The organism is Dyella sp. 333MFSha, assembly GCF_900102405.1.
Taxonomy (GTDB): Bacteria; Pseudomonadota; Gammaproteobacteria; order Xanthomonadales; family Rhodanobacteraceae; genus Luteibacter; species Luteibacter mycovicinus.
On sequence record NZ_FNBR01000002.1, the window covers coordinates 1,252,544 to 1,275,326 of the forward strand.

Below are 22,783 nucleotides of genomic sequence, written 5' to 3' on the forward strand. Positions count from 1 at the left end.
CCGTGCCATCGCCGCGACAGAATCCCGCCCCTCCACGGTCCCGCGCGGCGCCCTATCCTGCGGATCTCCAGTCCCAGGGAATCACACCATGCGCCGCACCCTGTCCGCCCTCGCCGCCTGTATCGCCCTGCCCGCCTCCGCGGCCATGAACCCGGCGTGGACCGAGCCGGTCGCGCCGCATGTCATCTATGGCAACACGTACTTCGTCGGCACCAGGGGACTGTCCTCGATCCTGATCACCTCACCGCAGGGTCATGTGCTGATCGATGCGACGCTGCCGGAGAATGCGACGCTGGTTGAAGCCAATATCCGCAAGCTCGGCTTTCGCATCGAGGACATCAAGCTGATCCTCAACTCGCACGCGCATGCCGATCACGCGGGCGGTATCGCCAGGCTGGCGCGCGATACCGGCGCACCGGTGCGAGCCACGGCGGCGGCCGCGAAGGAACTTGCTCTTGGCGGCAACGACGTGGACGATCCGCAGCATGGGGAAGCACCGTTGTATCCCGCGGTAGAAGCAAAGGGAGACATCGTGGAAGGCAGCGTCGTCCGCGTTGGCTCACTCACGCTGACGGCGCACCTCACGCCGGGACACACGCCGGGAGGCACGGCGTGGACATGGCAATCGTGCGAGGGCGCGGCCTGCAAGCAGATCGTGTTCGCGGATAGTCTCGGCGCCTTCGCCGCGGACGGCTATCGCTTTGCGGATCATCCCGCGTATGTCACGGCTTACCGGCAAGCCATCCAGCGCCTCGGGGCGTTACAACCGTGCGATGTGCTGCTCGCGCCGCACCCGGAACAGGCCGAAGGCAAGACCTGCGCCACCTACGCCGATGCAGGCAGGCGGAAACTGGAAGAGCGCCTGGCGAAAGAGACGGCTCACTGACGCTGCATCTCCGTCGCCACTTGCCGCAGGGCCGTTACACCTGCCGCGTCAGCATCGATGCGATGCGCGCGTCTTTCTCCGCCCAGAGCTCGTTGACCCATGTCTGAAAGCGCTCGCGGAACACGGCATCGCCTTCGTAATCGCCGCGCATGGCGGACGGGATGGGGATGCGACGGATGTGGATGCGAATCTCGCGGATGCGTCCCGCGATCATGTCCATCATCGAGGTCGGACCATCGGGGTAAACGATGGTCACATCGAGAATCTGCCGTATCGCATCGCCCATCGCGTCGATGACGAACGCGACGCCACCCGCCTTGGGACGCAGCAGATGCTCGTACGGCGAACCCTGCGCGTCGTGCTTCGCCGGCGTGAATCGCGTGCCTTCGGTGAAGTTCATGATCGCGACCGGCAGGTGACGGAACTTTTCGCACGCGCGACGCGTCGCCTCGCGATCCTTGCCGCGCAGCTCCGGCCTGGCCTCGAGCTCCTGGCGTGAATGACGCTTCATGAACGGGAAATCGAGCGCCCACCAGGCGGGTCCGAGCAGCGGCACCCAGATCAGCTGGCTCTTTAGGAAGAAACGCATGAACGGAATACGGCGGTTGAACACTTTCTGCAGCGCCGGAATATCGACCCAGCTCTGGTGATTGCACACGACCAGATAATTCTCACGTGGACTGAGGTCCTGGTCGCCCTCGACCAGCCAGCGCGTGCGAGTGAAAACACCGAACATCCAGCCATTGAAGCCAAGCCAGCTCTCGGCGATCCACACCAGTATTCTCGAGACGCCCCGGCGCAGCACCTGCAAGGGCAGGATCAGGCGCACCAGCGTCAGCAGGAACAACGGCGTCACATGCAGCACCGTGTTGGCGAGCAGCAGCACGCAGGCGAGGGGTATGCGCAGGAAGGCGGGAAGCGAGGCGAGCATGAAGGGCCGGCTTGGTGGAGATGGCGCAGTTTACAGGGTCGGCGCGCTCATTGACCCGCCAGCTTGCGGGTGACCGAATCCAGGCTCTGTTTCACGCTATCGATTCCCTCCCAGGGGTCTTTCTTCAGTCGGGCCAGCCGCTTAGGCGTGGACCGGATGTCGAACGCCGCGCCTGAGCGCACCTTGCCAAGCTCCTCCCAGCGCAGCGGAACCGCCACGGGAGCGCCGACCCGCGACCGTAGCGAGTAGGACGCCACGGCGGTGGCGCCGCGTCCGTTGCGCAGATAATCGACATAGATCCTGCCTTGCCGGAATCGCTTGGTCGCGGTCGCGACGAACTCCAGCGGGTGCGCCGCGGCGAGCGCTTCGGCAAACCCGCGCGCGAAAGCCTTCACTTCTTTCCACGCCGCGCCGGGATTCAGCGGGACGACGACGTGAAGGCCCTTGCCTCCTGTGGTGCGAACGAACGACACCAGTCCGAGGTCGGCAAGGAAACCGCGCGTCATCCGCGCCGCGGCCACGACGCGCGACCACGCGACGTCGTCACCCGGGTCAAGGTCGAACACGACGCGATCCGCCACATCGGGACTGTCGACGTGCGAGCCCCAGGGGTGAAACTCCACGGCGCCGAACTGCAGCAGTTCCATGACGCCCGTCTCGTCACGTGGATACAGATAGACCGCCTGCGCACCCGTCTCCTCCTTGAGCTTCGCCTGACCCGTGTGCTCGAGGCCCGCCACCATGTGTTTCTGAAAGAAGCACGGCGAATCGATGCCGCCGGGACATCGGATGGTCGAGGTCGGGCGGTCATGGATGCCGGGCAGCAGCCATGGCATGACCTGTTTGTAGTAGTCGACGACGTCCTGCTTGCTGATCTTGTCAGCGGGAAAGACGAGACGGTCCGGATGGGTGATGATGATCGTGTCGTCGGAGTCGATTTTTTTCGCTGGCGCCTTCGCCCCGGTTCGCTTCGCCGTCTTGCCGGCAGTGCGGGTTTTCGCTGGCGTGCGATCGCTGTCGCCAAGATCCCCGATGGACTTGTCGACGCGCAGGGCCTTGAGGCTCGGCTGACGCAGAAGTGTCTTGTTGCCGATGCCGCGGAAATAGACTTCGGCGACGACAGTGGGCTGGACCCATAACGCGCCACGCAGCATCGGGTCGATGTTCTCGATGCGTACCCCGGGTTTTTTCGTGCCGCCTCTGGCCAGCGTGTCGCCGAGGTCGCGCAGCATCGCATCGGTAAAACCCGTGCCCACGCGACCTACGTAGGTCCAGCTTCCTTTTCCGTTCGGTCGCGCGAGAAGCAACGATCCGAACGCAAGTCGCGAGCCCTTGGCCGGCGTGTATCCGACGACGGCGAACTCGTCGCTCTCCAGCCGTTTGATCTTCTGCCAGTCGTCGCCGCGCCCGCCGTGGTAACCGCCGTCGACACGTTTGGCGATGATGCCTTCGAGCTTCTGCTCCATCGCCATGGCGAAGACATCGTCGCCATGCCCCACGGTATGCGAGCTGAAACCAAGGTGGGCGGGTGCATGTGCGAGCAGGCGCTGAAGGAGTGCCTTGCGCTCGATCAGCGGTACGCGACTCAGGTCGTGTCCCTGGATGAAGGGGAGGTCGAACAGCATGTAGACCAGCGGCGCCTGTGCCTCGCCGGACAGCGTGCGCTGCAGCGCGTTGAAGTTGCTGCGCCCTTCGCCGTCCAGCGCGATGAGTTCGCCATCCAGACGTGCGCTGTCCAGGCCGAGCGCTTCCAGCGCCTGCACGATCTCGGGCAGACGCTCGTTCCATGGCAACCCGTTACGCGACCACAGCCTTGCCTTTCCCTTGAGCAGTGTCGCGACGATGCGATAGCCGTCCCATTTGACCTCGTGCAGCCATGCGTCGCCCTGCGGTGGCACCTCGCGCAGACGCGCAAGCTGAGGAGCGAAGAAGTCGCCGGACGCCTTTGCCTTGTGCGAGCCGTCGAGCGCCACCGCCGCCTTCGTCAGCACGGCCGTGGACACCTTGCGGACCTTCGGGACGACCTTGTCGCGAGCCGTGGCCCTGGCGGCCGCGCTGCGCTTCGCCGGGGTCTTCGCGGCACGACGCGTGCTTTCGCGCATCGTCGCATCGAGCAGGTCGTCCGCTTCGACATCGCCGGCATACGCGTCGTCGGCCTTGATGAGGAACCATGCGGGCTGGCGTTCTTTTCTGCCGCTGCGTACCAGGTGCCAGGTTCCCTTGAGCCGTTCGCCGAACAACTCGAAGACCAGATGTCCCTTGTGCAGCTGCGCCTCGGCATCGCCACGGGTTGCCCATACGCCGCGGTCGAAAAGATCGACGTGACCCTTGCCGTAGCCTTCGGCGATATCGCCTTCGAAGTCCGCGTACGACACCGGGTGGTCCTCCACCTCCACGGCGAGTCGCTTCACCTTCGGGTCGTAACTTGGGCCCTTGGGCACGGCCCAGCTGCGTAGCGTATCGCCTACCTGCAGACGAAAATCGAAGTGACGACGTGAGGCATGGTGCAGCTGGACGACGAAGATGGCGCGTCCGGCGCGAGCGGAGCCTTCGGGGGCCGGCTCGCGCGTACGTCCGAAGTTTCGCTTGCGCTTGTACTCGTGCAGGCTCATCCCGCGATCATTGATGACGTGCGGTGAATGCGCCGTGGAGCGGGCAGGGCGCCGACATCCCATTTTCAGAATCGCCGTATGGGGTCGCGTCCTACTGACAGGCAGAGTGGCCGGGCCCCTTTCCGAGCGAGTCCGATCATGTGCTCCTGCCCCTGCCGCGCCTCCTTTCTCGCCGTCGTCATGGCCGTCGCCGCGTCCGTCATACCGGGGATGGCATCGGCACGTTGCATAACGCATCCATCGCAGGGTGTCGGTCAGGCCCTTTCCTTCGGGACGGTATCCGTGCCGGCCGGGACCGCGCGCGGTACGGTGCTCGCGGAGAAGAGCACAGCCGCGTGGAACGCACCCCAGTTCAAATGCATCAAGCCGACGCGTACGGGCAGCCTGGCCTTGTTCGGCTCACCCAGTGCCCTGGGCGACAACATCTATGAAACCAACGTGCCCGGTGTCGGCATCCGGGTCTATTTCTTCAACAGCAGCTACGGTGAGCGCGTCCTTCCGGAGCGCGAATTCATCCCCTGGACCTTCAAGGGTCAGCTGTCGAACGCTCACTTCCGCGTTCAGCTGATCAAGACGGGCGAGGTCACCACGGGCGGTAACCTGTCGACCGGGACGCTGGCACGTGCTGGGTACGACGACCAGTCTCAGGTCTGGGTCGACCTGATGGACGCGCGTATCGAGCCACAACGACCGACCTGCGCCTTCGCCTCCAGGCACCTCGTCTTCGCACTCGGTAACGTCGACGCACGCGATCTCAGGCTGGCAGGCAGTAGTCACTGGGCGACACAGTCGCTGGTCGTCACAGGATGCACGAACGCCACGCAGATGCTGATGAGTTTTACCGGCACGCCCGACGCCGACGAGGCGTCGCTGTTCAAGCTGAGCGGCCCGGGGGCGGCGACAGGCGTCGCCATCGAGCTACGCAGCGACGACCCCGACGCCCAGGCGCTCCCCAATAACCCGACGCCGATGGTCCTGCCTGCGCGCACGGAAGGGCAGCAGCTGGGGTTTCGGGCGCGATACCGGACGACGGGCGCGGACATCGCTCCCGGTGTCGCCAATGCTCACATCACCATCAATGTGGCTTATCGCTGAGGCCGAAACCGCCCGGAGCCACGTCCAGAGTTGTCGATCAGGTCGTGCCATCGCTAGGCTGCGGTTTCGACCGCCAAAAAGCCCACCGACATGCGCCGTTCCGACGTCCCTTCGATCCTTCTGCCGCGCCGCCGGTTCGTGCAGGGGCTGACCACGGCGGGCGTCGGTCTCGGGTTGGGATTGATCCGGCCAGCCTGGGCCACGGATCCGATGTCGCCGGCGTCGTTATTGGCCGGCAACGCCATGGACCTGGAGATTCGCGAAGCTTCCGTGGACTTCACGGGCCGGGCGCGCCGTGCGGTAACGGTCAACGGCGGCGTTCCGGGTCCGACTTTGCGCTGGAAGGAGGGCGAGACCGTCAGCCTGCACGTGAAAAACCATCTCGACACGACGTCGTCGATCCACTGGCACGGCCTGATCGTGCCCGCCGATCAGGACGGCGTGCCTGGCATCAGTTTCGACGGCGTCCCGGCAGGATCCAGCTTCACCTATCGCTTTCCGATCCGGCAGTCGGGTACGTACTGGTACCACGCGCACAGTCGATTTCAGGAACAAAGCGGCCTGTATGGCGCGATCGTCATCGAGCCGCAAGAGGGTGAGCGTCACGTCGCCGATCGGGACTATGTTCTCCTGATCAGCGACTGGACCGACGAAGATCCCGAACGCGTCTATGCGAAGCTGCGGACCCGGAGCGACGTCTACAACTACGGACAGCCGACGCTATCCGATTTCCTCCGGGATGCACGCGCCAAAGGCCTGGGCGAGGCCGCGTCGATGCGCAGCATGTGGAATCGCATGCGCATGAATATGAGCGACCTTGCCGACGTATCCGGCGCAACCTACACGTACCTGGTGAATGGAGCGACTCCGGCGGCCAACTGGACGGGTCTGTTCCGGCCCGGCGAGCGCGTGCGCCTCCGGCTCATCAACGGTTCGTCCAATTCGATTTTCGACCTGCGTATTCCCGGGCTGCGCCTGCGTGTGATCGCAGCCGATGGTCAGGACGTCGAGCCCGTGCTCGTGGATGAACTGCGACTCTCGGCGGCCGAGACCTATGACGTTATCGTGGAGCCGGGCGACGATCGCGCCTACACGATCTTCGCTCAGTCCATCGATCGCTCAGGCTACGCGCGCGCCACGCTTGCGCCGCGAGAAGGTATGGCGGCCGCCGTACCGCCGCTCGATCCGCGCCCACGGCTGGCCATGCGTGACATGATGGGTTCGATGGGGGATGATGCCGCCGATGACAGCGGCATGGTCATGGCTCACCACGCGCGTTCCGAGTATGGAGCCGGTGTGGATATGCGTGTGGACATGCCGCGCACCAACCTGGACGACCCGGGCGTCGGCCTGCGCGATCGTGCGCATCGCGTCCTGACCTATGCGGACCTGCATACCCTCGGCGGCGCGCTCGATACGCGCGAGCCCTCGCGTACGATCGAACTTCACCTTACCGGCAACATGGAACGCTTCATGTGGTCGTTCGATGGCCTGAAATATTCCGAGGCGAAGCCGGTGCACTTCCGCTCGGGCGAGCGTCTTCGCGTGACGCTGGTCAACGACACCATGATGAATCACCCCATTCATCTGCACGGCATGTGGAGCGAGATCGAATCTCCCGACGGCGCGTTTCAGGTACGCAAACACACCGTCAACATCCAGCCCGCGCAACAGGTGAGCTATGCGGTGACGGCGGACAATCCCGGACGCTGGGCGTTTCACTGTCACATGCTCTATCACATGGAAGCGGGCATGTTCCGCGAAGTGGTGGTGTCATGACGTGGCGTGCCGCGCTGGTCGCGCTGGCGATGATGCCGGGTATCGTCGCGGCCCAGTCCATGAAGGACATGCAAGACATGCAGGGCATGGATCATTCGACGATGCATGACGATCCGCCGCCGGCCGCGTCCGCACCCGCGGCATCGCCTGCGGACCCGCATGACTCGCCGGACCACGCCGGTCACGACATGAGCGGCATGGCGGGCATGGGCCACACGAGCACTAACGGGGGGATGGAAATGGGCCCCATGCAGGGCGGCAAGGCGCCGGCCGATGCGCGCAGTGGCGACTGGTCCGACGGCGTGGCCCCGATGTCGGCGCACGACATGCACATGATGGACATGGACGACACGTCATCCACGGGTATGTTGCTGATCGACAACCTCGAGGCTTATGCGGGGCAGGGTGGTCATGGGCAATCGTGGGAGGCGGAGGGCTGGTACGGCAATGATCGCGACAAGCTCTGGGTTCGGAGCGAGGGCGATCGAAGCGACGGCCGTTCGCAGGACGGTGATGTGGAAGTGCTCTGGAGCCACGCCGTGGCGACGTTCTGGGATACGCAGCTTGGCGTGCGGCGTGACCTCGGCGCCGGCCCGAAACGGAACTGGGCGGCGTTCGGCATGCAGGGCCTCGCGCCGTACTGGTTCGAGGTCGAGGCCACCGCGTACGCGGGCCAGGGCGGTCGTACGGCTGCACGGGTTCGCGTGGAGTACGAACTGCTGCTTACGCAGCGATTGATCCTCCAGCCGGAAATCGAGCTCAACGCTTACGGCAAGAACGACATCGCCCGTGGCATTCGATCCGGCATATCCAGAGTCGACGGCGGCCTGCGTCTGCGCTATGAAATCCGCCGGTCCGTCGCCCCGTATGTGGGTGTCGCCTGGGAGCACCTGACCGGCGGCACGGCGGATCTGGCCTCGGGCCGCGGTCAACGCATCACCGACCGCCGCTGGGTGGCCGGCGTTCGTCTCTGGTTCTAGGCACTCAGCCGGCCGGCTTCGACAACAATCCGGCCATGACGACGTCGAGGCTGGTGGTCCCCTTGATAGCGTCGGCGCCGAAATCGATCCAGCCCTCGTTGAACCCGTCGATCATCCGCATCCGCGGCGTTGGGTTGCTCATGCCGTCGGCGGTGAATCGCGCGGCCCACGTGGCGCGTGGCACCAGACGCGCACGCACGTCACGTCCGAGCGCCCTGGAGAATGCCGCGGCGATGTCGTTCGGGCTGACACGCCCGGCTCCCTCCAGCTCAACCACGCGATGGCCTTCGCCACGTTCGTCGAGCAGGGACGCCGCCAGCTGGCCCACATCCCTGGTAGCAACCATCGCGATCTTCCGGTCCAGGGGTGCCAGGAAACTGTCGATGACGCCGTCATCGCGGGCCGAGGCCACATCCCACCGCGCGTTCTCGAGAAACCACCCCGCCCGCAGGAAGGTGACGGGAACGGGCAGGCCGCCGAGCACCCGTTCCATGCGGGTGAGCCGCGACAGCAGGTTCTCCTGCGTCGCGTCGGCACCGATGGTCGACAGTGCGACCACCTGTTTCGGCCGGGCGGCCAGCAGCGCGTCGTGGATGGACGCGATGGCCGGATCCTCGGCCGTCAGGAAATCGGGCGCGGGATCGAAGACCGGCGGGAGCAGGATGAACACGGCTTCGGCACCGCTGAAGGCGCGCGTCAACGCGGCCGTGTCATGAAGCTCGGCGACCGCGACTTCCGCGCCGCGCGCGACGAAGGGCTTCGCCTTGCTCGCATCGCGCACGACGGCGCGGACCGGCCTTCCTGCGGCGAACAAGGCATCGGCCAGCGCGCTGCCGACCTGGCCCGTGATTCCGGTGATGGCGTACATGAGCTTTTTCCTGGGGCGTGGGGGACCGGGAGAAGATTAGTGAGCGGCCAGTCGTGACTGAAGCGACCTGTATGCAGTTCTTTCATGAGGTTATGTCATGAGTGAACGTGGCATCCTCCGACCGTGCGTTTCACCCGCAAGGTGCTCCCCCATGTCCACCGATGGCCGATTTCTCGGCAACCTTTCCGTGCTGGTCTCGGTCGTGGAGACCGGCAATTTCGCCCGCGCCGCCGAGGCGCTCGGGCTGTCGCCTTCGGGCGTCAGCCGCGCCATCGGCCGGCTCGAGACGCGCCTGGGCGTGCGCCTCCTGCACCGGACGACACGCTCGGTGAGCCTGACCGACGAAGGCGAGCGTCTCTACGACCGCGTAAGCCCCCTGCTGTCGGGGATCGAGGACGCGGCATGGTCGGCCGCCGGCGATGCACAGGCCGTACGTGGACGCCTTCGGGTCAGTCTCGATCCGATGTTTTCCTGGCAGATCGTGGCACCGCGACTGGAGGCCTTCCTTTCGCGCTACCCCGGTCTCGAGGTTGAGATCGTGACGCGCGACGACCTTGGCGACCTGATTGGCGAGGGCATCGACGTCTCCGTACGCTTCTGCGAACCACCCTCGTCTTCACTCGTAGCGCGCAAACTGCTCGATACCCGTGTGCTGACCGTTGCCGCGCCGTCCTACCTCAAAAAGCACGGTCGGCCGTCGAACCCGTCCGAGCTTGCGGCACACCGCTGCATCCAGTTCCGAGATCCGGTCACCCGGCGCCCGTTCGAGTGGGAGTTTCATCGGCGCGGCAAGGTGGTGCCCGTGCAGACGACCGGCCCTTTGCTGGTCAACGACTCGGGAACGATGTACGCCGTGTGCCTGGCCGGCGCGGGTGTGGCGCAGGTACTCGCCGCCAGTGTCCAGAGCGCCCTGGCCGACGGCCGGCTCGTCGAACTGTTTCCCGAGTGGAACGGCGAAACCTTCCCTCTTTATGCCTTCTACCCCTCGCGCCGACACGCACCGCCAAAGGTCAGGGCATTCGTGGACTTTTGTGTGTCCCTCGTCACGAATAACGATATTCTACCCGGACGAAACGAGCACTAAATCGGCATTTCACAACCCGCCCGAGACAAGGCGGCATCGCCTCGTTTAATATGCCGAAAAAGCGCAGGCCACGTACGTCGTCGCCGCGCTAAGTCCTCAGGGGGGCTTCCCGATAGCTGTCTTTTCCACTCGGTTCCGATGCCGGGTGCGCCCCTGCGTTTGCATGCGCTCTAAGGAAGACCGCCCGAATGAACCGTATCTATCGTCTGTGCTGGAACGTCGCCACCTGCCAGTGGGTCGCCGCCAGCGAACTCGCCCGCAACAGCCGCCCCGCCGTCGCAGGCGGCAGCCTTTCGCGCGCACCGCGCCTCGCGACCATCGCCGTGGCGGTGTCGCTCGCACTGAGCGCCACCGGCGCCGCGCAGGCGGGGCAGACGGGCGGACAGGTGTCGGCCGGCATCGGCACGATTCATCAGGACGGCACGACCACGACGATCAACCAGACCACCCAGCGCCTGTCGCTGAACTGGCAGACCTTCGATATCGGCGCCAACGAAACGGTCAACTTCGTCCAGCCGGGCAGCGACGCCATCGCCGTGAACCGGATCCTCGGTAACAAGGCGTCGGATATCTACGGTCACCTCAACGCCAACGGACAGGTCTGGCTCATCAATCCGAACGGCGTGTTGTTCGGTGAAGGTGCGCAGGTCAACGTGGGTGGCCTGGTGGCGTCCACGCTGGACACCTCCGATGACGCGCTCACGTCCGGCACCCGCACCTTCAGCGGCAACGGTAAGGGCAGCGTCGTCAACAAGGGCAGCCTGCGCGCCGCCAGCGGTGGTTACATCGCGCTGCTCGGCAACAGCGTATCCAACCAGGGCACGGTCTCGGCTCAGCTGGGTACGGTGGCGATGGGCGGCGGCAGCGCCATCACGCTGACCTTCGACGGCAGCCGCCTGATGCATCTGCAGGTGGATCGCAGCACGCTCGACAACCTGGTCGAGAACCGTCAGCTGGTGCAGGCCGACGGCGGTCGCGTCTTCATGACGGCGGGCGCGGCGGACTCGCTGCTGGCCAGCACCGTGAACAACACGGGCGTCGTGCGCGCGCAGACCGTCGAAAACCACAACGGTCAGATCGTTCTGCTGGGTGGCATGAAAGCCGGCCACGTCAACGTGGAAGGCGCGCTCGACGCCAGCGCGCCGAACGGTGGCGATGGCGGTACGATCGAGACCTCCGGCGCTTACGCGCACATCGGTGCGGCGGCCATCACCGCCAGTGCGCCGAAGGGCAAGTCGGGCACGTGGCTGGTCGATCCCTATGACCTGACCATCGACGCGACCGCCGCGAATACGATCTCCACCACGCTCAACGGCGGCACCAGCGTCACCGAGCAGACGACAGCCACCGGCGCCAGCGGCCAGGGCGTGACGAACGCCTCCGGCTCGGGCGACATCACCGTCAACGCGCCGATCGCCTGGACCAACGCCAGCGCCACGCTTACCCTCGACGCCTACCGGGCGGTCAATGTCAACAGCGCGATCACCGGCGCGGGTGGCGTCGTGATCAAGGCCAACGGCAACGGTGGCAACGGCAACATCACGCTGGGCACGGCGGGCACGATCGCAGGCGGCACCGGCGTCACGCTGACCGCGGCGAACCAGTTCATCAACAACGCGGGTGCCAGTGCGTTGTCGTCCGCTTCCGGCAAGTGGCTGGTGTATTCGGCGAGCCCGACGAGCGACACGCGCGGCGGCCTCACCCCGCAGTTCATCCAGTACAACGCCGGGGCGGGCGCGACGCCCCAGGGCACCGGCAACGGTTTCCTCTACCAGCTCGCGCCGACGGTCGCGATCACGGCGCTGACCGGTACGGTTGAGAAAGCGTACGACGGCACCACGGCCGCCAGTCTGACCGACGCCAACTTCACCCGGACCGGCCTCGTCGACGGCAACACGATGCGCGCTGTGGCCGGTACGTATGCGAGTAAGGACGCGGCGAGCGGCATTGTCGTCACCGCCCCCTCCGCGACGTCGGCCTATACGTTCGCCGACGCGACCGGCGCGATCCCCGTCTACGGCTATACCGTCACCGGGACAGGCCAGACGGCCAGCATCGGCCTGATCGATCCGAAGCAGCTCGGCATCGCGATCGTCAACAACCCGACCAAGACGTACAACGGGACGCAGACGGCGACGCTGACGTCGTCCAACTACCTGACCAGTGGCCTGGTGTCGGGTGAGAGCATCACGTTCAGCCAGCCGAACAGCGTGCTATACGATTCGGCCAGTGCGGGTGCGGTCAACATCACCGCCAACTTCGTGGCATCGAACTTCGTCGCCGCCAACGGTACCAACCTGGCCAACTACGCGTTGCCCACGGTCGCCACGGGCATGGGCACCATCAACAAGGCCAAGGTTCAGCTCTCGGGCCTGATCGGTACCGACAAGATCTACGACGGCAGCGCGGTCGACACACTGGATAAGTCGCGCGCCTCCATCTTCGGCGTGATCTCGGGCGACACGGCGGACGCGACGCTCGACACGAGCGCCGGCGCCGGCCTGTTCGCGAACGCCAATGCCGGCAACGGCAAGTCGGTCACCGCGACCGGCTTCCAGCTGGTCGGCAGCAAGGCGTCCAATTACGACCTGGTACTGCAGTCGGACATCACCGCGTCGATCACGCCCAGGGCGTTGACCATCAACGGCGTGTCCGCCGTGAGCAAGGACTACGACGCCACCACGGCGGCGGCTCTGCTGTTGCAGAATCCCCAGCTGGTCGGCGTCGTCGGTTCCGACGCGGCCACGGTCTCGCTGGTGACCACGGGCGGCACGGGTACCTTCGCCAGCAAGAATGTCGGCACGGGCATCGCTGTGTCGGCGAGCGGCTTTTCGCTGGCGGGCAACGGTCTGGGCAACTACACACTGACCCAGCCGACCGGTCTTTCCGCCAATATCGCCCAGCGCCACCTCGACCTGAGCATCATCGGCAACCCGACACGCCTCTACAACGGCACCACGACGGCGAATCTGGTGGAAGGCAACGTGCAGATCGTCGGCCTGCAGGGCGGCGAAACGGCGACGGTGAAGCAGGCTTCGTCCGCTTCCTACGACAGTGCCAACGCGGGCTCGCGTACCGTCACGGCGCACCTGGAAGGTTCCGACTTCACGCTGGGCAACGGCGCGTCACTGTCGAACTACAGCTTCACCAGCGACATCGTGGGTGCGGGCACGATCGCCAAGGCGCCGCTCACCTGGACCATCGTCGGCAACCCGTCGCGTCAGTACGACGGTACGACCGCCGCCACGCTCAACGCCAGCAACTATCAGGTGTACGGTTTCATCGCCGGCGAGGGCGCCACGGTCAATCAGACCGTCGGTACGTATAGCGACAAGGACGTGGGCACGCGTGACGTCACCGCGGCCGTCGGCACGAACAACTTCGTGGCGACCGGGAGCACGCTGCTCTCCAACTACGTCCTGCCCACCAGCATCAGTGGCTACGGCACGATCACCCAGCGCGACCTCGGCGCGCTGTCGGTGGTGATCAGCGGCAACCCGACCCGTGCCTACGACGGCAGCCTGCTGGCGACGCTCATCGCGGGCAGCCCGACCAGCGGCGGCGACTACACGATCACCGTCAATGACCCTGCCAAGGCATTCGTGCCGGGCGAGGGTGTCTACATCACCAAGACCACGGGCACATACGCGAGCAAGAACGTCGGCAGGCAGCCGGTCAGCGTCTCGCTCACCGACTCCGACTACACGCCCTACGGTGGCACCGACCTTTCCAACTACACGCCGCTGCCCACCGCCGCCTACGGCACGGGCGAGATCACGCCGGCATTGCTTACCGCCGCGATCGTCAATACGCCGACGAAGGTGTACAACGGCACCACGTATATCTCGCTCACGGCGGACGACTACGCGATCTCCGGTTTCGCCAACGGTGAGGGCGCGCAGATCGTTCCTTCGAAGTTCGTCGACTTCGACAACCGCAACGTCGGCACCGGCAAGACCATCACGGCCCAGATGGCGACCACGTCGTACCTGGCCAACAGCGGCACCGACCTGTCCAACTACACGCTCGATCTGACCGCTACCGGTCCGGGTTCGATCACGGCGGCGCCGCTGTACATCCTCGGGGTGTCGGCGGTGAACAAGACCTACGACACGACGACCGCCGCCACGCTCAACAGCGCCGGCGCATCGCTTGTCGGCCTGGTCGCCGACGACGCGAGGAACGGTACGGTCACGCTGACTCGCGGAACGACCGGCACCTTCGCCACCGCGGACGCGGGTACCGGCAAGGCCGTGACGCCGCTCGGCTTCTCGATCTCGGGCAGCGACGCCGGTAACTACGCGCTGCAGCCCCTCACGGGCCTGACCGCAACGATCAATCCGTACACCCTGACGCTCACCGGCATCACGGCGATCAACAAGACCTACGACGGCAACACCACGATCGGCCTGAACTCGAGCGGCGCCGTCCTCGGCGGCGTGTTCTCCAGCGATCAGGGCAATGTCGCGCTCGACGCCACCGTTGCCACCGGCACCGTTCGCTCCGCGAACGCGATCACCGGTCAGGCGGTGACCGTGACGGGCCTCGGCCTGAGCGGCAGTCGTGCGTCGAACTACCGTATCGACCAGTTCGCCGGTCTCACCGCCGATATCGCCAGGCGCGCCGTGACGGCGTCCATCACCGGCAATCCGACCAAGCCGTACGATGGATCGGACTCCGTGACCCTGCTGGCGAGCGATTACACGCTCGACGGCTTCGTCACCGGCCAGGGCGCCACCATCCCGCAGTCATCCACCGCGAATTACGTCACGGTGAACGCTGGCAGCCACATCGGTCTGAAATCCACGTTGTCGGTTTCCGACTTCGTCGCCGACAGCGGTACCAATCTCGCAAACTACTCGCTGCCGACCGCGGCCACCGGCACGCTCGGCACCATCACGCCGTTCATCATCAACCTGATGAGCACGCGGGTCTACGACGCGACCGTCGGCGCGGACGCTTCCCTGTTCACCTCCGGCGGCACGGTCGCCGGTGTCAACGGCGAGAAGCTGACGCTGACCGGCTCCGGTAACCTGGTGACCAAGAATGTCGGCTCGAAGCGTGCCTTCGCGGACTTCGGCACACTGACCCTGGGTGCCAGCGGCGGCAGCACGGTCGGCAATTACACGCTCGCCGGCGGTATCGACTGGGTGACCATTACGCCCGCGTCGCTTACCGTGATCAACACGACGGCCGCGGACAAGGTCTACGACGGCAACACCGTCGCGCAGTTGAGCGGTGCGACGCTCCAGGGTGTGCTCGGCAGCGATGCCGTGACACTCGATGGGGCGACCACGGCCACCGGTACGTTCGCCAGCAAGAATGTCGGCACGCGTGGCGTCACGACGTCGATGCAGGTGACCGGCAACGACGCGACCAACTACGTCGTGATTCAGCCGACGGATATCTCGGCGACGATCTCGGCGAAGGCCATCACCGCCACGGCCACCGCGCAGAACAAGCAGTACGACGGTACGACGGCAGCGACCACGGCGCTGGCGTCCGCCGGGGTGGTCGTGGGTGACACGGTCACGTTCGCCAGCACCTCGAGCAACTTCGACGGCAAGGATGTCCAGGACGGCCGTACCGTCACGGTCAACGGCATCACCAAGGGCGGCGGAGACGCCGGCAACTACACGCTGAGCAACAGCAGCGCGACGGCCACGGCCAACATCACTCCGCGCGTGCTGAACCTGTCCGGTTCGCGGACCTATGACACCACGACGGCCGCGTCAGCCGGTACGCTGAGCCTCGGCAACCTCGTCTCCGGCGAATCGCTGGTGTTGGGTGGCGCAGGTACTCTGAGCAGCAAGAACGTGGGCACCTACAAGAACGGCGCCGGCTTCGATGCGAGTGGCCTCACGCTCGGCAACAATGGCGCCTACCTGGCATCGAACTACACGCTGACCGGCGGCACGTATAACTACATCGTCAACAAGGCGACACTGAGAGTTACCGGTACGTTCGCGGACAGCAGGACCTATGACGGCACCCGAGATGCGGCGCTGCACGGCTCCGTCCTGGAAGGCGTACTGGGTGCCGATGTCGTCACGATGACCAACACGGCGGTCGGTACGTTCGATACGAAGAACGTCGGCACCAACAAGGTCGTGACCACGGCCATCGGCATCGACGGCGCCGACAAGGGCAATTATACGATCGTCCAGCCCACGGATGTCCGCGCCGACATCACGGCCAAGGCGATCGCGGTGGCCGCCACCGGCGTGAACAAGGTCTATGACGGCACCACGGCGTCGGGCGCCACGCTCGGCAGCGCTGGCCTGGCACCGGGCGACAAGGTGACGTTCAGCGCGTCGACCAACACCTTCGATACCAGGGACGTGGGCGACGGCAAGCTGGTGTCACTCACCGGCATCACCGCAAGCGGCGCCGACGCTGCCAACTACACGCTCAGCAATACGGCGGCCACGACGCATGCGAACGTCACGCCTTACATCATCAGCCTGACGGGCACGCGTGCCTACGACCAGACGGCGTCGGTGGCGGCGAGTCTCTTCGGTACCAATGGCGTGGTCAACGGTGTGAACGGCGAGAAGCTGAGCCTCAGCGGCGCCGGCACGACCAGCTCGAAGAACGTCGGCACCTACAACCGGGCGGCCGACGGCACGGGTAATCTGGGGCTGGGCAGCCTCGCGCTGACGGGCATCGATACGGCGAGCGCGGGCAACTACTCGCTCGCCGGTGGTGTGGATCGCTTCGTCATCACGCCGTATGCGCTGACCGTGACGGCAACGGGCGTCGACAAGGTCTACGATGCCTCGCGCACCGCGTCGGTGTCACTGGCGGGGGATCACATCTTCAGCGGCGACGATCTGAGCCTCGGTTACACGGGTGCGCTGTTCAGCGACAAGAACGGCGGCGCGAACAAGTCGATCGCCGTGACGGGGATCGGTGCGTCGGGAGCCGATGCAGGCAACTACACCGTGAACACCACGGCATCCGCCATCGCCAGGATCAGCCCGAAGAACATCACGGGCAGCATCGTCGCCGACAGCCGCACCTACGACACCACGACGAACGCGACCACGCACGGTACGCTCACCGGCGTCATTTCCGGCGACAGCCTGTCGTACAGCTCGACCACCGGCAGCTTTGCGGACAAGAACGCTGGCGCTGACAAGACGGTGACCGTATCGGGCGTACTGGCCGGCAACGATCTGAACAACTATGTCGTCACCGCCAACAGTACGACGACGGCATCGATCGCCAGGGCCAGCGTCATCGTAAGCACGGTCGCGAGCGACAAGGTTTACGACGGCAACACGGGCGCCTCGAGCGCACTCTCCGCCAGTGGCGTGCTCGGCAGCGACGTCGTCACCTTCTCCAGCAGTGGGGCCAGCTTCGACGACGCCAACGCGCGTACCGGCAAGACCGTGACCACCAGCGGTATCGCCGCCGGCGGCGCCGACGCGGGCAACTACATCTGGAATACGAGCTCGACGACGCTCGCGACGGTCACGCCGTATGTCATCGATCTGCACGGCGAGCGTGTCTACGACGGCTCGACCGCCATCGCCGCCAGCGCGTTCGCCGGCGACTTCCAGGTGGACGGCATCAACGGCGACACCCTTACGCTCTCGGGCGCGGGTTCGGTCGCCGACAAAAATGTCGGGACCGGGAAGGGCCTCGTGTCGCTGGGTACGCTCGGCCTGCAGGGCAACGGCAGCGCGCTGTCGACCAACTACACGCTGGTCGGTGGTTCGCACTGGGCGACCATCACGCCGAAGCAGATCACCGTCGACGCGCAGGGCGCCACGAAGGTCTACGACGCGAATACGCTGGCCACCGCCGCGCTGTCGTCCACGGGCGTCATCGGTGGCGATCAGGTGGTCTTCAACGGCACCGGCGCGCTCTATGACACGAAGAACGTCGGCACCGGCAAGACGGTTACCGTCACCGGCATCTCGGCCTCCGGTACCGATGCCGCCAACTACACGTATAACGCGACGGCGCTGACCACCGGCGACATTACGCCCTTGATCGTGCTCGGCACGATCGGGGCTCACGACAAGACCTACGACGGGACCACCACGGCGCAGACGCAGGGCGCGCTGACCGGTGTACTCGCCGGCGACGACCTCGGTATCGCCTCCCGCGGCGACTTCGTCGACAAGAACGCGGGCACGGCCAGGACGGTGAACGTCGCCGGTACCCTCACGGGTGCCGATGCGGGCAACTACACGCTGAGCAGCAACGCCACGACCACCGCCGACATCGGCAAGGTCGTGCTCGATCTGACCGGTACCCGCGTCTACGACGCGACGGCCATCGCCGGCGCCGCGATGTTCGGCAACCAGGGCGTGATCGCCGGTATCGCGGGCGAGTCGCTGACGCTCTCCGGCGCCGGCGTGCTGGCCAGCAAAAACGTCGCGACCCAGCGTGCACTGTCCGGGCTGGGCACGCTCGCCTTGACGGGCAACGGCACGACGCTCGCCGACAACTACACGCTGGCCGGTGGCCGCGATGTGGCGACGGTCACGCCGCTGGGCATCACCGCCGGCATCGCTGCCGACGACAAGGTCTATGACGGCGGCACCGGCGCGGTGACGCATGGGACGCTCACCGGCGTGCTGGCCGGTGACCAGGTCGGCCTCTCGACCTCGGGGAGCTTCGTCGACAAGAACGCGGGCAACGGCAAGACGGTGAACGTGACCGGCGGTATCGCCGGCGACGACGCATCGAACTACGCGCTGACCTTCAACCCGCAGACCACGGCCAGCATCACGAAGCGTTCCGTCGTCGTCACCGCGGTCGGTACCGACAAGTACTTCGATGGCAACAGCACCGACCGCGCGTTGCTCGGTACCAGCGGCATCCTGCCGGGTGACGTGGTGAACTTCATCGCGGGAAGCGCGCTCTTCGCCGATCCGGCGGTCGGTCTGCGCAAGCCGGTGTCGGTCAGCGATATCGGCGCGACCGGCGTGGATGCGGGCAACTACGCGTTCAACACGACGGCCGACACGGTGGCGAACATCAACCAGAACTCGTCGCAGGGTGCCTCGGCTACCGCGCTGACGCAGATCGATGCGGTGCTCAATCCGGACGCGATCGCTACGCCTTACGGTGTCGCCTCCAACGTCACCGTGGGTCAGTACAGCGGCAACCACAAGAAGACGCGCCAGCCGGTGGAGAAGAACGCGCAGCGCGCGGACTTCGTGCCGGGCCTCTCCCTGCAGGTGGTCGAGGGCGGCGTACGCGCGCCGGCGGATGCGATGCATTGATGCGTCGCTCCGCCGCCTCCGACCTCCCTTTTCCTTTTGTAACGGCTTATCGATGAAGACAGTCTCGTTCCCCCGCGGCACCGCGCATGTTCTCGGTGCGTGCATCCTCCTTGCTCTGGCCGGCGGCGCGCAGGCACAGACGCGCGCGCCTCAGACCGGCGACCTGCTGCGTCAGCTGCCGGCGCCGCCGCAGCCGACGCGTAGCGACGACACCGGCCTGAAAGTCGCCCCGGTCGTCGCCGAAGCCACCAGCGACAGCGCACCGTTCCACGTCACGACGATCGAGGTGACCGGTGCCACGTTGCTTCCGGCGGCCGATGTGCACGCCCTGGTCGCGCCGGGCGAGGGCCGCGATCTGACGCTGTCCCAGCTCAACGAACTGGCGGCGAAGATCACCGCCGCCTATCGCGACAAGGGTTACCCGCTGACGATCGCGTATGTGCCGGCGCAGACGCTGTCGGGCGGCACGGTGCGCATCGCCGTGCAGGAAGCACGGCTGGGCAAGGTCACGCTGGAGAATCACAGCACCACGCACGACGGTCCGTTGCAGGCGACACTCGATCCGCTGAGCAGCGGTATGCCGATCTCCTCGCACGGTTTCGATCGCAGCCTGCTGTTGTTCGGTGACATTCCGGGTGTGACGGAGAGCTCGGTGCTGCGCCCGGGCGACGAGCCCGGCACCTCCGACCTGGCCGTACGTGCGGATGACCGTCCGCGCTACACGGGTCTGGTCGCACTTGACGACTACGGCAACCGATACACCGGCCGCGCGCGGGCGACCGGTACGTTCAGCGTCAACAGCCTGCTGCACCAGGGCGACGTGCTCGATGCCACGGCGCTCAGCGCCGGCTCCAACATGAACTACGGGCGCCTGGGCTACCGCTACCTGCTCAATGGCCAGGGCACCGTGGTCGGCGCGGCGGTCTCCTCGCTCGACTACAAGCTCAAGGGCGATCTGCGCGTGCTCGACGCACACGGCACGGCCCAGGTGGCCAGCGTGTTCGTCAGCCAGCCCATCATCCGTTCCACGGAAGGCAACCTGTACGGTCAGCTCGGCTACGACCGCCGCCGCCTCAACGACATGATCGACATCGTCGACGTGCGTACGCGGCGTCACACGAACGGCTGGACGGCCACGCTCGCCGGCGACCAGCGCGACATGCACGGCGTGACCAACTTCAGCCTGGCCGCGACCTACGGCCGGCTGGGCTTCGACGACGCGTTCGCCGAGTTCGTCGACGCGATCAGCGCGCAGACCAGGGGCCACTACCTGAAGTACTCGCTGTCCATCGCACGGCTGCAGCAGCTGTCGGAGAATAACGCGATCTACGTCGGCTTCCAGGGCCAGTGGGCGAACAAGAACGTCGACACCGCCGAGCAGTTCTATCTCGGTGGCGCCAACAACGTGCGCGGCTACGACACCGGCGCACTGGCCGGCACGCAGGGTCAGATGCTCAACCTGGAGTATCGCCGTACGCTGCATCCCGGCATGCCGGGTACGTGGATCGCGATGGCCTTCGTCGACGGCGGTCGCGTATCCATCTACAAGGACACGTTCGCGCCGGGTACCAACAGCGTCCACACGCAGGACGCCGGTCTGGGCCTGCGCTGGCAGGGCGAGAACCAGTGGTCGGTCAGCGCCGACGTCGCCCACCCGATCGGCGCTCGTCCCGCGATCGTCGGCGAGACGCACGACGTCCGCGCCTGGGTACAGATTCAGAAGGGCTTCTGACGCTCGTCCGGCGTGTCGCGGATCGTGATGGCGGCCGCGACCGCCGCCATCACGGCGAGTGCCGCCGACAGCCACATGACGTGGCGAAAGCCGGCGACGAAGGCCTCGCCCACCATACGGCGGGCCGCGGCCGAACCGGGCGGCAGCTCGATGCCGGCGAGTTTCGCCTTCTGCGCGAAGATCGTTTCGACGAGCTCGCTGGGCAGGCGCGTATGCATGCGTGCCGACTCCAGCGCCATGTCGAACCCATGCGTCAGCACGACACCGAACAGGGCGATGGCGAGCAGCCCCGCTACGCGCGACACGGCGTTGTTGATGCCGGACGCCGTGCCGGCCAGCGAGGGAGCAAGCGCGTTCATCACGGTGGTGGTCAGTGGCGCGATGGTGATGCTCATGCCGAGGCCGAGCACGACGGCCGCCGGAAAGAAGGTCGTCCAGTACGAGCCGCCCACACCGGGAACCGTGTAAAGCGCGAAGCCGGCGGCAGCCACGGTCGGACCGACGATCAGCGGCAGGCGCGCGCCGACCACGTCCACCAGGCGCCCGCTCCAGCGCGACAGCAAGAACATGATGGCGACGAAGGGCAGCAAGGAGGCACCGGCGGCGGTGGCCCCGTAGCCCTGCACCTGAATCAGGTTCAGCGGAACGAAGAACATGCTGCCACCCAGCGCGGCATACAGCAGAAGGGTCAGGATATTGGCACCCGCGAACCGCCGGTCGCGAAAGAGGCCGAGTGGCAACATTGGCGCGGTGACGCGTCGCTCGACGATGACAAAGGCGATCAGCGCCGCGATGCCGGTGAGTGCCGCCAGCACGACATCGACGGCCGTCCACCCTTCTATCTGTGCTTCGATCAACGCATAAACGATACCCGCGAGACCGACTGTCGCCAGGCACGCTCCCGCGATGTCGACCCGGCCCGTCGTCGCGCCACGGCTTTCCGGCACATGGGCGTGACAGATCGCCACCAGCGCGATACCCAGCGGAAGGTTGATCAGAAACGCCCAGTGCCACGACACGTGTTCGACGAGAAAGCCGCCGAGCACGGGACCGATGGCGGCGGTGACGCCACTGAAGGCCGACCATGTGCCGATCGCCGCACCGCGCAGATTTTTCGGGTAGGCCGAGGTGATCAGGGAGAGGCTGCCGGGCACCAGCAACGCCGCGCCCAGGCCTTGCACCGCCCGGGCCCCGACCAGCCAGCCGATGCCCGGCGAGGCCGCGCAGGCCGCGGAGGCGATGGTGAATACGATGGCGCCGAGCGCGAACACGCGGCGTCGACCGAAGCGATCGCCCAGTACGCCGCCCACCAGCAGGAGTGCCGACAACAGCAGCGCATAGGCTTCCATGACCCACTGTGCATCCGCGGTGGTCGCCTGCATGGCACGCTGAATCGCAGGGAGCGCCACGTTGACGATGGTGCCGTCGACGAAGGCCATGCCCGAACCGACGATAGCGGCGACCAGGGTCCAGCGTCGCGCCGCCGCGGAGCAGGGGACGGCGTCGACCTCGTCTCCGGAGGGATGGTCGGTCGGGCTCATGTGCGAAGGGTAGCGCGTCCTGCGGCGCGCCAC

Annotated in this window: 11 protein-coding genes; 7 read left to right on the forward strand and 4 right to left on the reverse strand. The window is 66.1% G+C overall.

Annotated elements, in window-relative coordinates; translation table 11 throughout:
* Positions 1–88 precede the first annotated feature (88 nt).
* Entirely contained in the window at positions 89–886 is a 798-nt protein-coding gene (gene bla, locus BLT40_RS12820) for a subclass B3 metallo-beta-lactamase (protein ID WP_090353633.1), read from the forward strand.
* A gap of 34 nt (positions 887–920) precedes the next feature.
* Here the strand turns inward: bla and BLT40_RS12825 are convergent, their stop codons facing one another.
* Positions 921–1,817, reverse strand: coding sequence for an acyltransferase (locus BLT40_RS12825; protein WP_090353635.1), 897 nt, complete (start codon positions 1,815–1,817; stop codon positions 921–923).
* A gap of 47 nt (positions 1,818–1,864) precedes the next feature.
* Entirely contained in the window at positions 1,865–4,429 is a 2,565-nt protein-coding gene (gene ligD, locus BLT40_RS12830) for a DNA ligase D (RefSeq protein WP_090353638.1), read from the reverse strand.
* 282 nt (positions 4,430–4,711) lie between these two features.
* Between ligD and BLT40_RS12835 the strand changes: the two genes are divergently transcribed.
* The 3 genes from BLT40_RS12835 to BLT40_RS12845 all read left to right on the forward strand — a co-directional run bounded on the left by BLT40_RS12835 (position 4,712) and on the right by BLT40_RS12845 (position 8,283).
* Positions 4,712–5,524 (forward strand): fimbrial protein, encoded by an 813-nt coding sequence (locus tag BLT40_RS12835; protein WP_176809167.1) that lies wholly within the window; start codon positions 4,712–4,714, stop codon positions 5,522–5,524.
* A gap of 90 nt (positions 5,525–5,614) precedes the next feature.
* The gene (locus BLT40_RS12840; protein ID WP_090353644.1) at positions 5,615–7,303 is read left to right on the forward strand and encodes a copper resistance system multicopper oxidase; all 1,689 of its coding nucleotides are present in this window, start codon (positions 5,615–5,617) and stop codon (positions 7,301–7,303) included.
* The gene (locus BLT40_RS12845; RefSeq protein WP_176809168.1) at positions 7,300–8,283 is read left to right on the forward strand and encodes a copper resistance protein B; all 984 of its coding nucleotides are present in this window, start codon (positions 7,300–7,302) and stop codon (positions 8,281–8,283) included. Before BLT40_RS12840 ends, BLT40_RS12845 begins: the two co-directional genes overlap by 4 nt.
* A gap of 4 nt (positions 8,284–8,287) precedes the next feature.
* On the opposite strand, the gene BLT40_RS12850 is transcribed toward BLT40_RS12845, so the two are convergent.
* Positions 8,288–9,151 (reverse strand): NmrA family NAD(P)-binding protein, encoded by an 864-nt coding sequence (locus BLT40_RS12850; RefSeq protein WP_090353646.1) that lies wholly within the window; start codon positions 9,149–9,151, stop codon positions 8,288–8,290.
* 151 nt (positions 9,152–9,302) lie between these two features.
* On the opposite strand from BLT40_RS12850, the gene BLT40_RS12855 reads away from it, so the two are divergent.
* The 3 genes from BLT40_RS12855 (at position 9,303) to BLT40_RS12865 (ending at position 21,209) form a co-directional block, all read left to right on the forward strand.
* Entirely contained in the window at positions 9,303–10,235 is a 933-nt protein-coding gene (locus tag BLT40_RS12855) for a LysR family transcriptional regulator (RefSeq protein WP_090353649.1), read from the forward strand.
* Positions 10,236–10,423: 188 nt separating this feature from the next.
* Positions 10,424–19,477, forward strand: coding sequence for a YDG domain-containing protein (locus tag BLT40_RS12860; RefSeq protein ID WP_090353953.1), 9,054 nt, complete (start codon positions 10,424–10,426; stop codon positions 19,475–19,477).
* Between the two features lie 52 nt (positions 19,478–19,529).
* Positions 19,530–21,209 carry a ShlB/FhaC/HecB family hemolysin secretion/activation protein gene (locus BLT40_RS12865; protein WP_176809169.1) on the forward strand — a complete coding sequence of 560 codons (1,680 nt, stop codon included), beginning with the start codon at positions 19,530–19,532 and terminating at the stop codon, positions 21,207–21,209.
* Here BLT40_RS12865 and BLT40_RS12870 read toward each other — a convergent pair.
* Positions 21,194–22,750, reverse strand: coding sequence for a DHA2 family efflux MFS transporter permease subunit (locus BLT40_RS12870; RefSeq protein WP_090353653.1), 1,557 nt, complete (start codon positions 22,748–22,750; stop codon positions 21,194–21,196). The genes BLT40_RS12865 and BLT40_RS12870 overlap by 16 nt on opposite strands.
* Positions 22,751–22,783 lie beyond the last annotated feature (33 nt).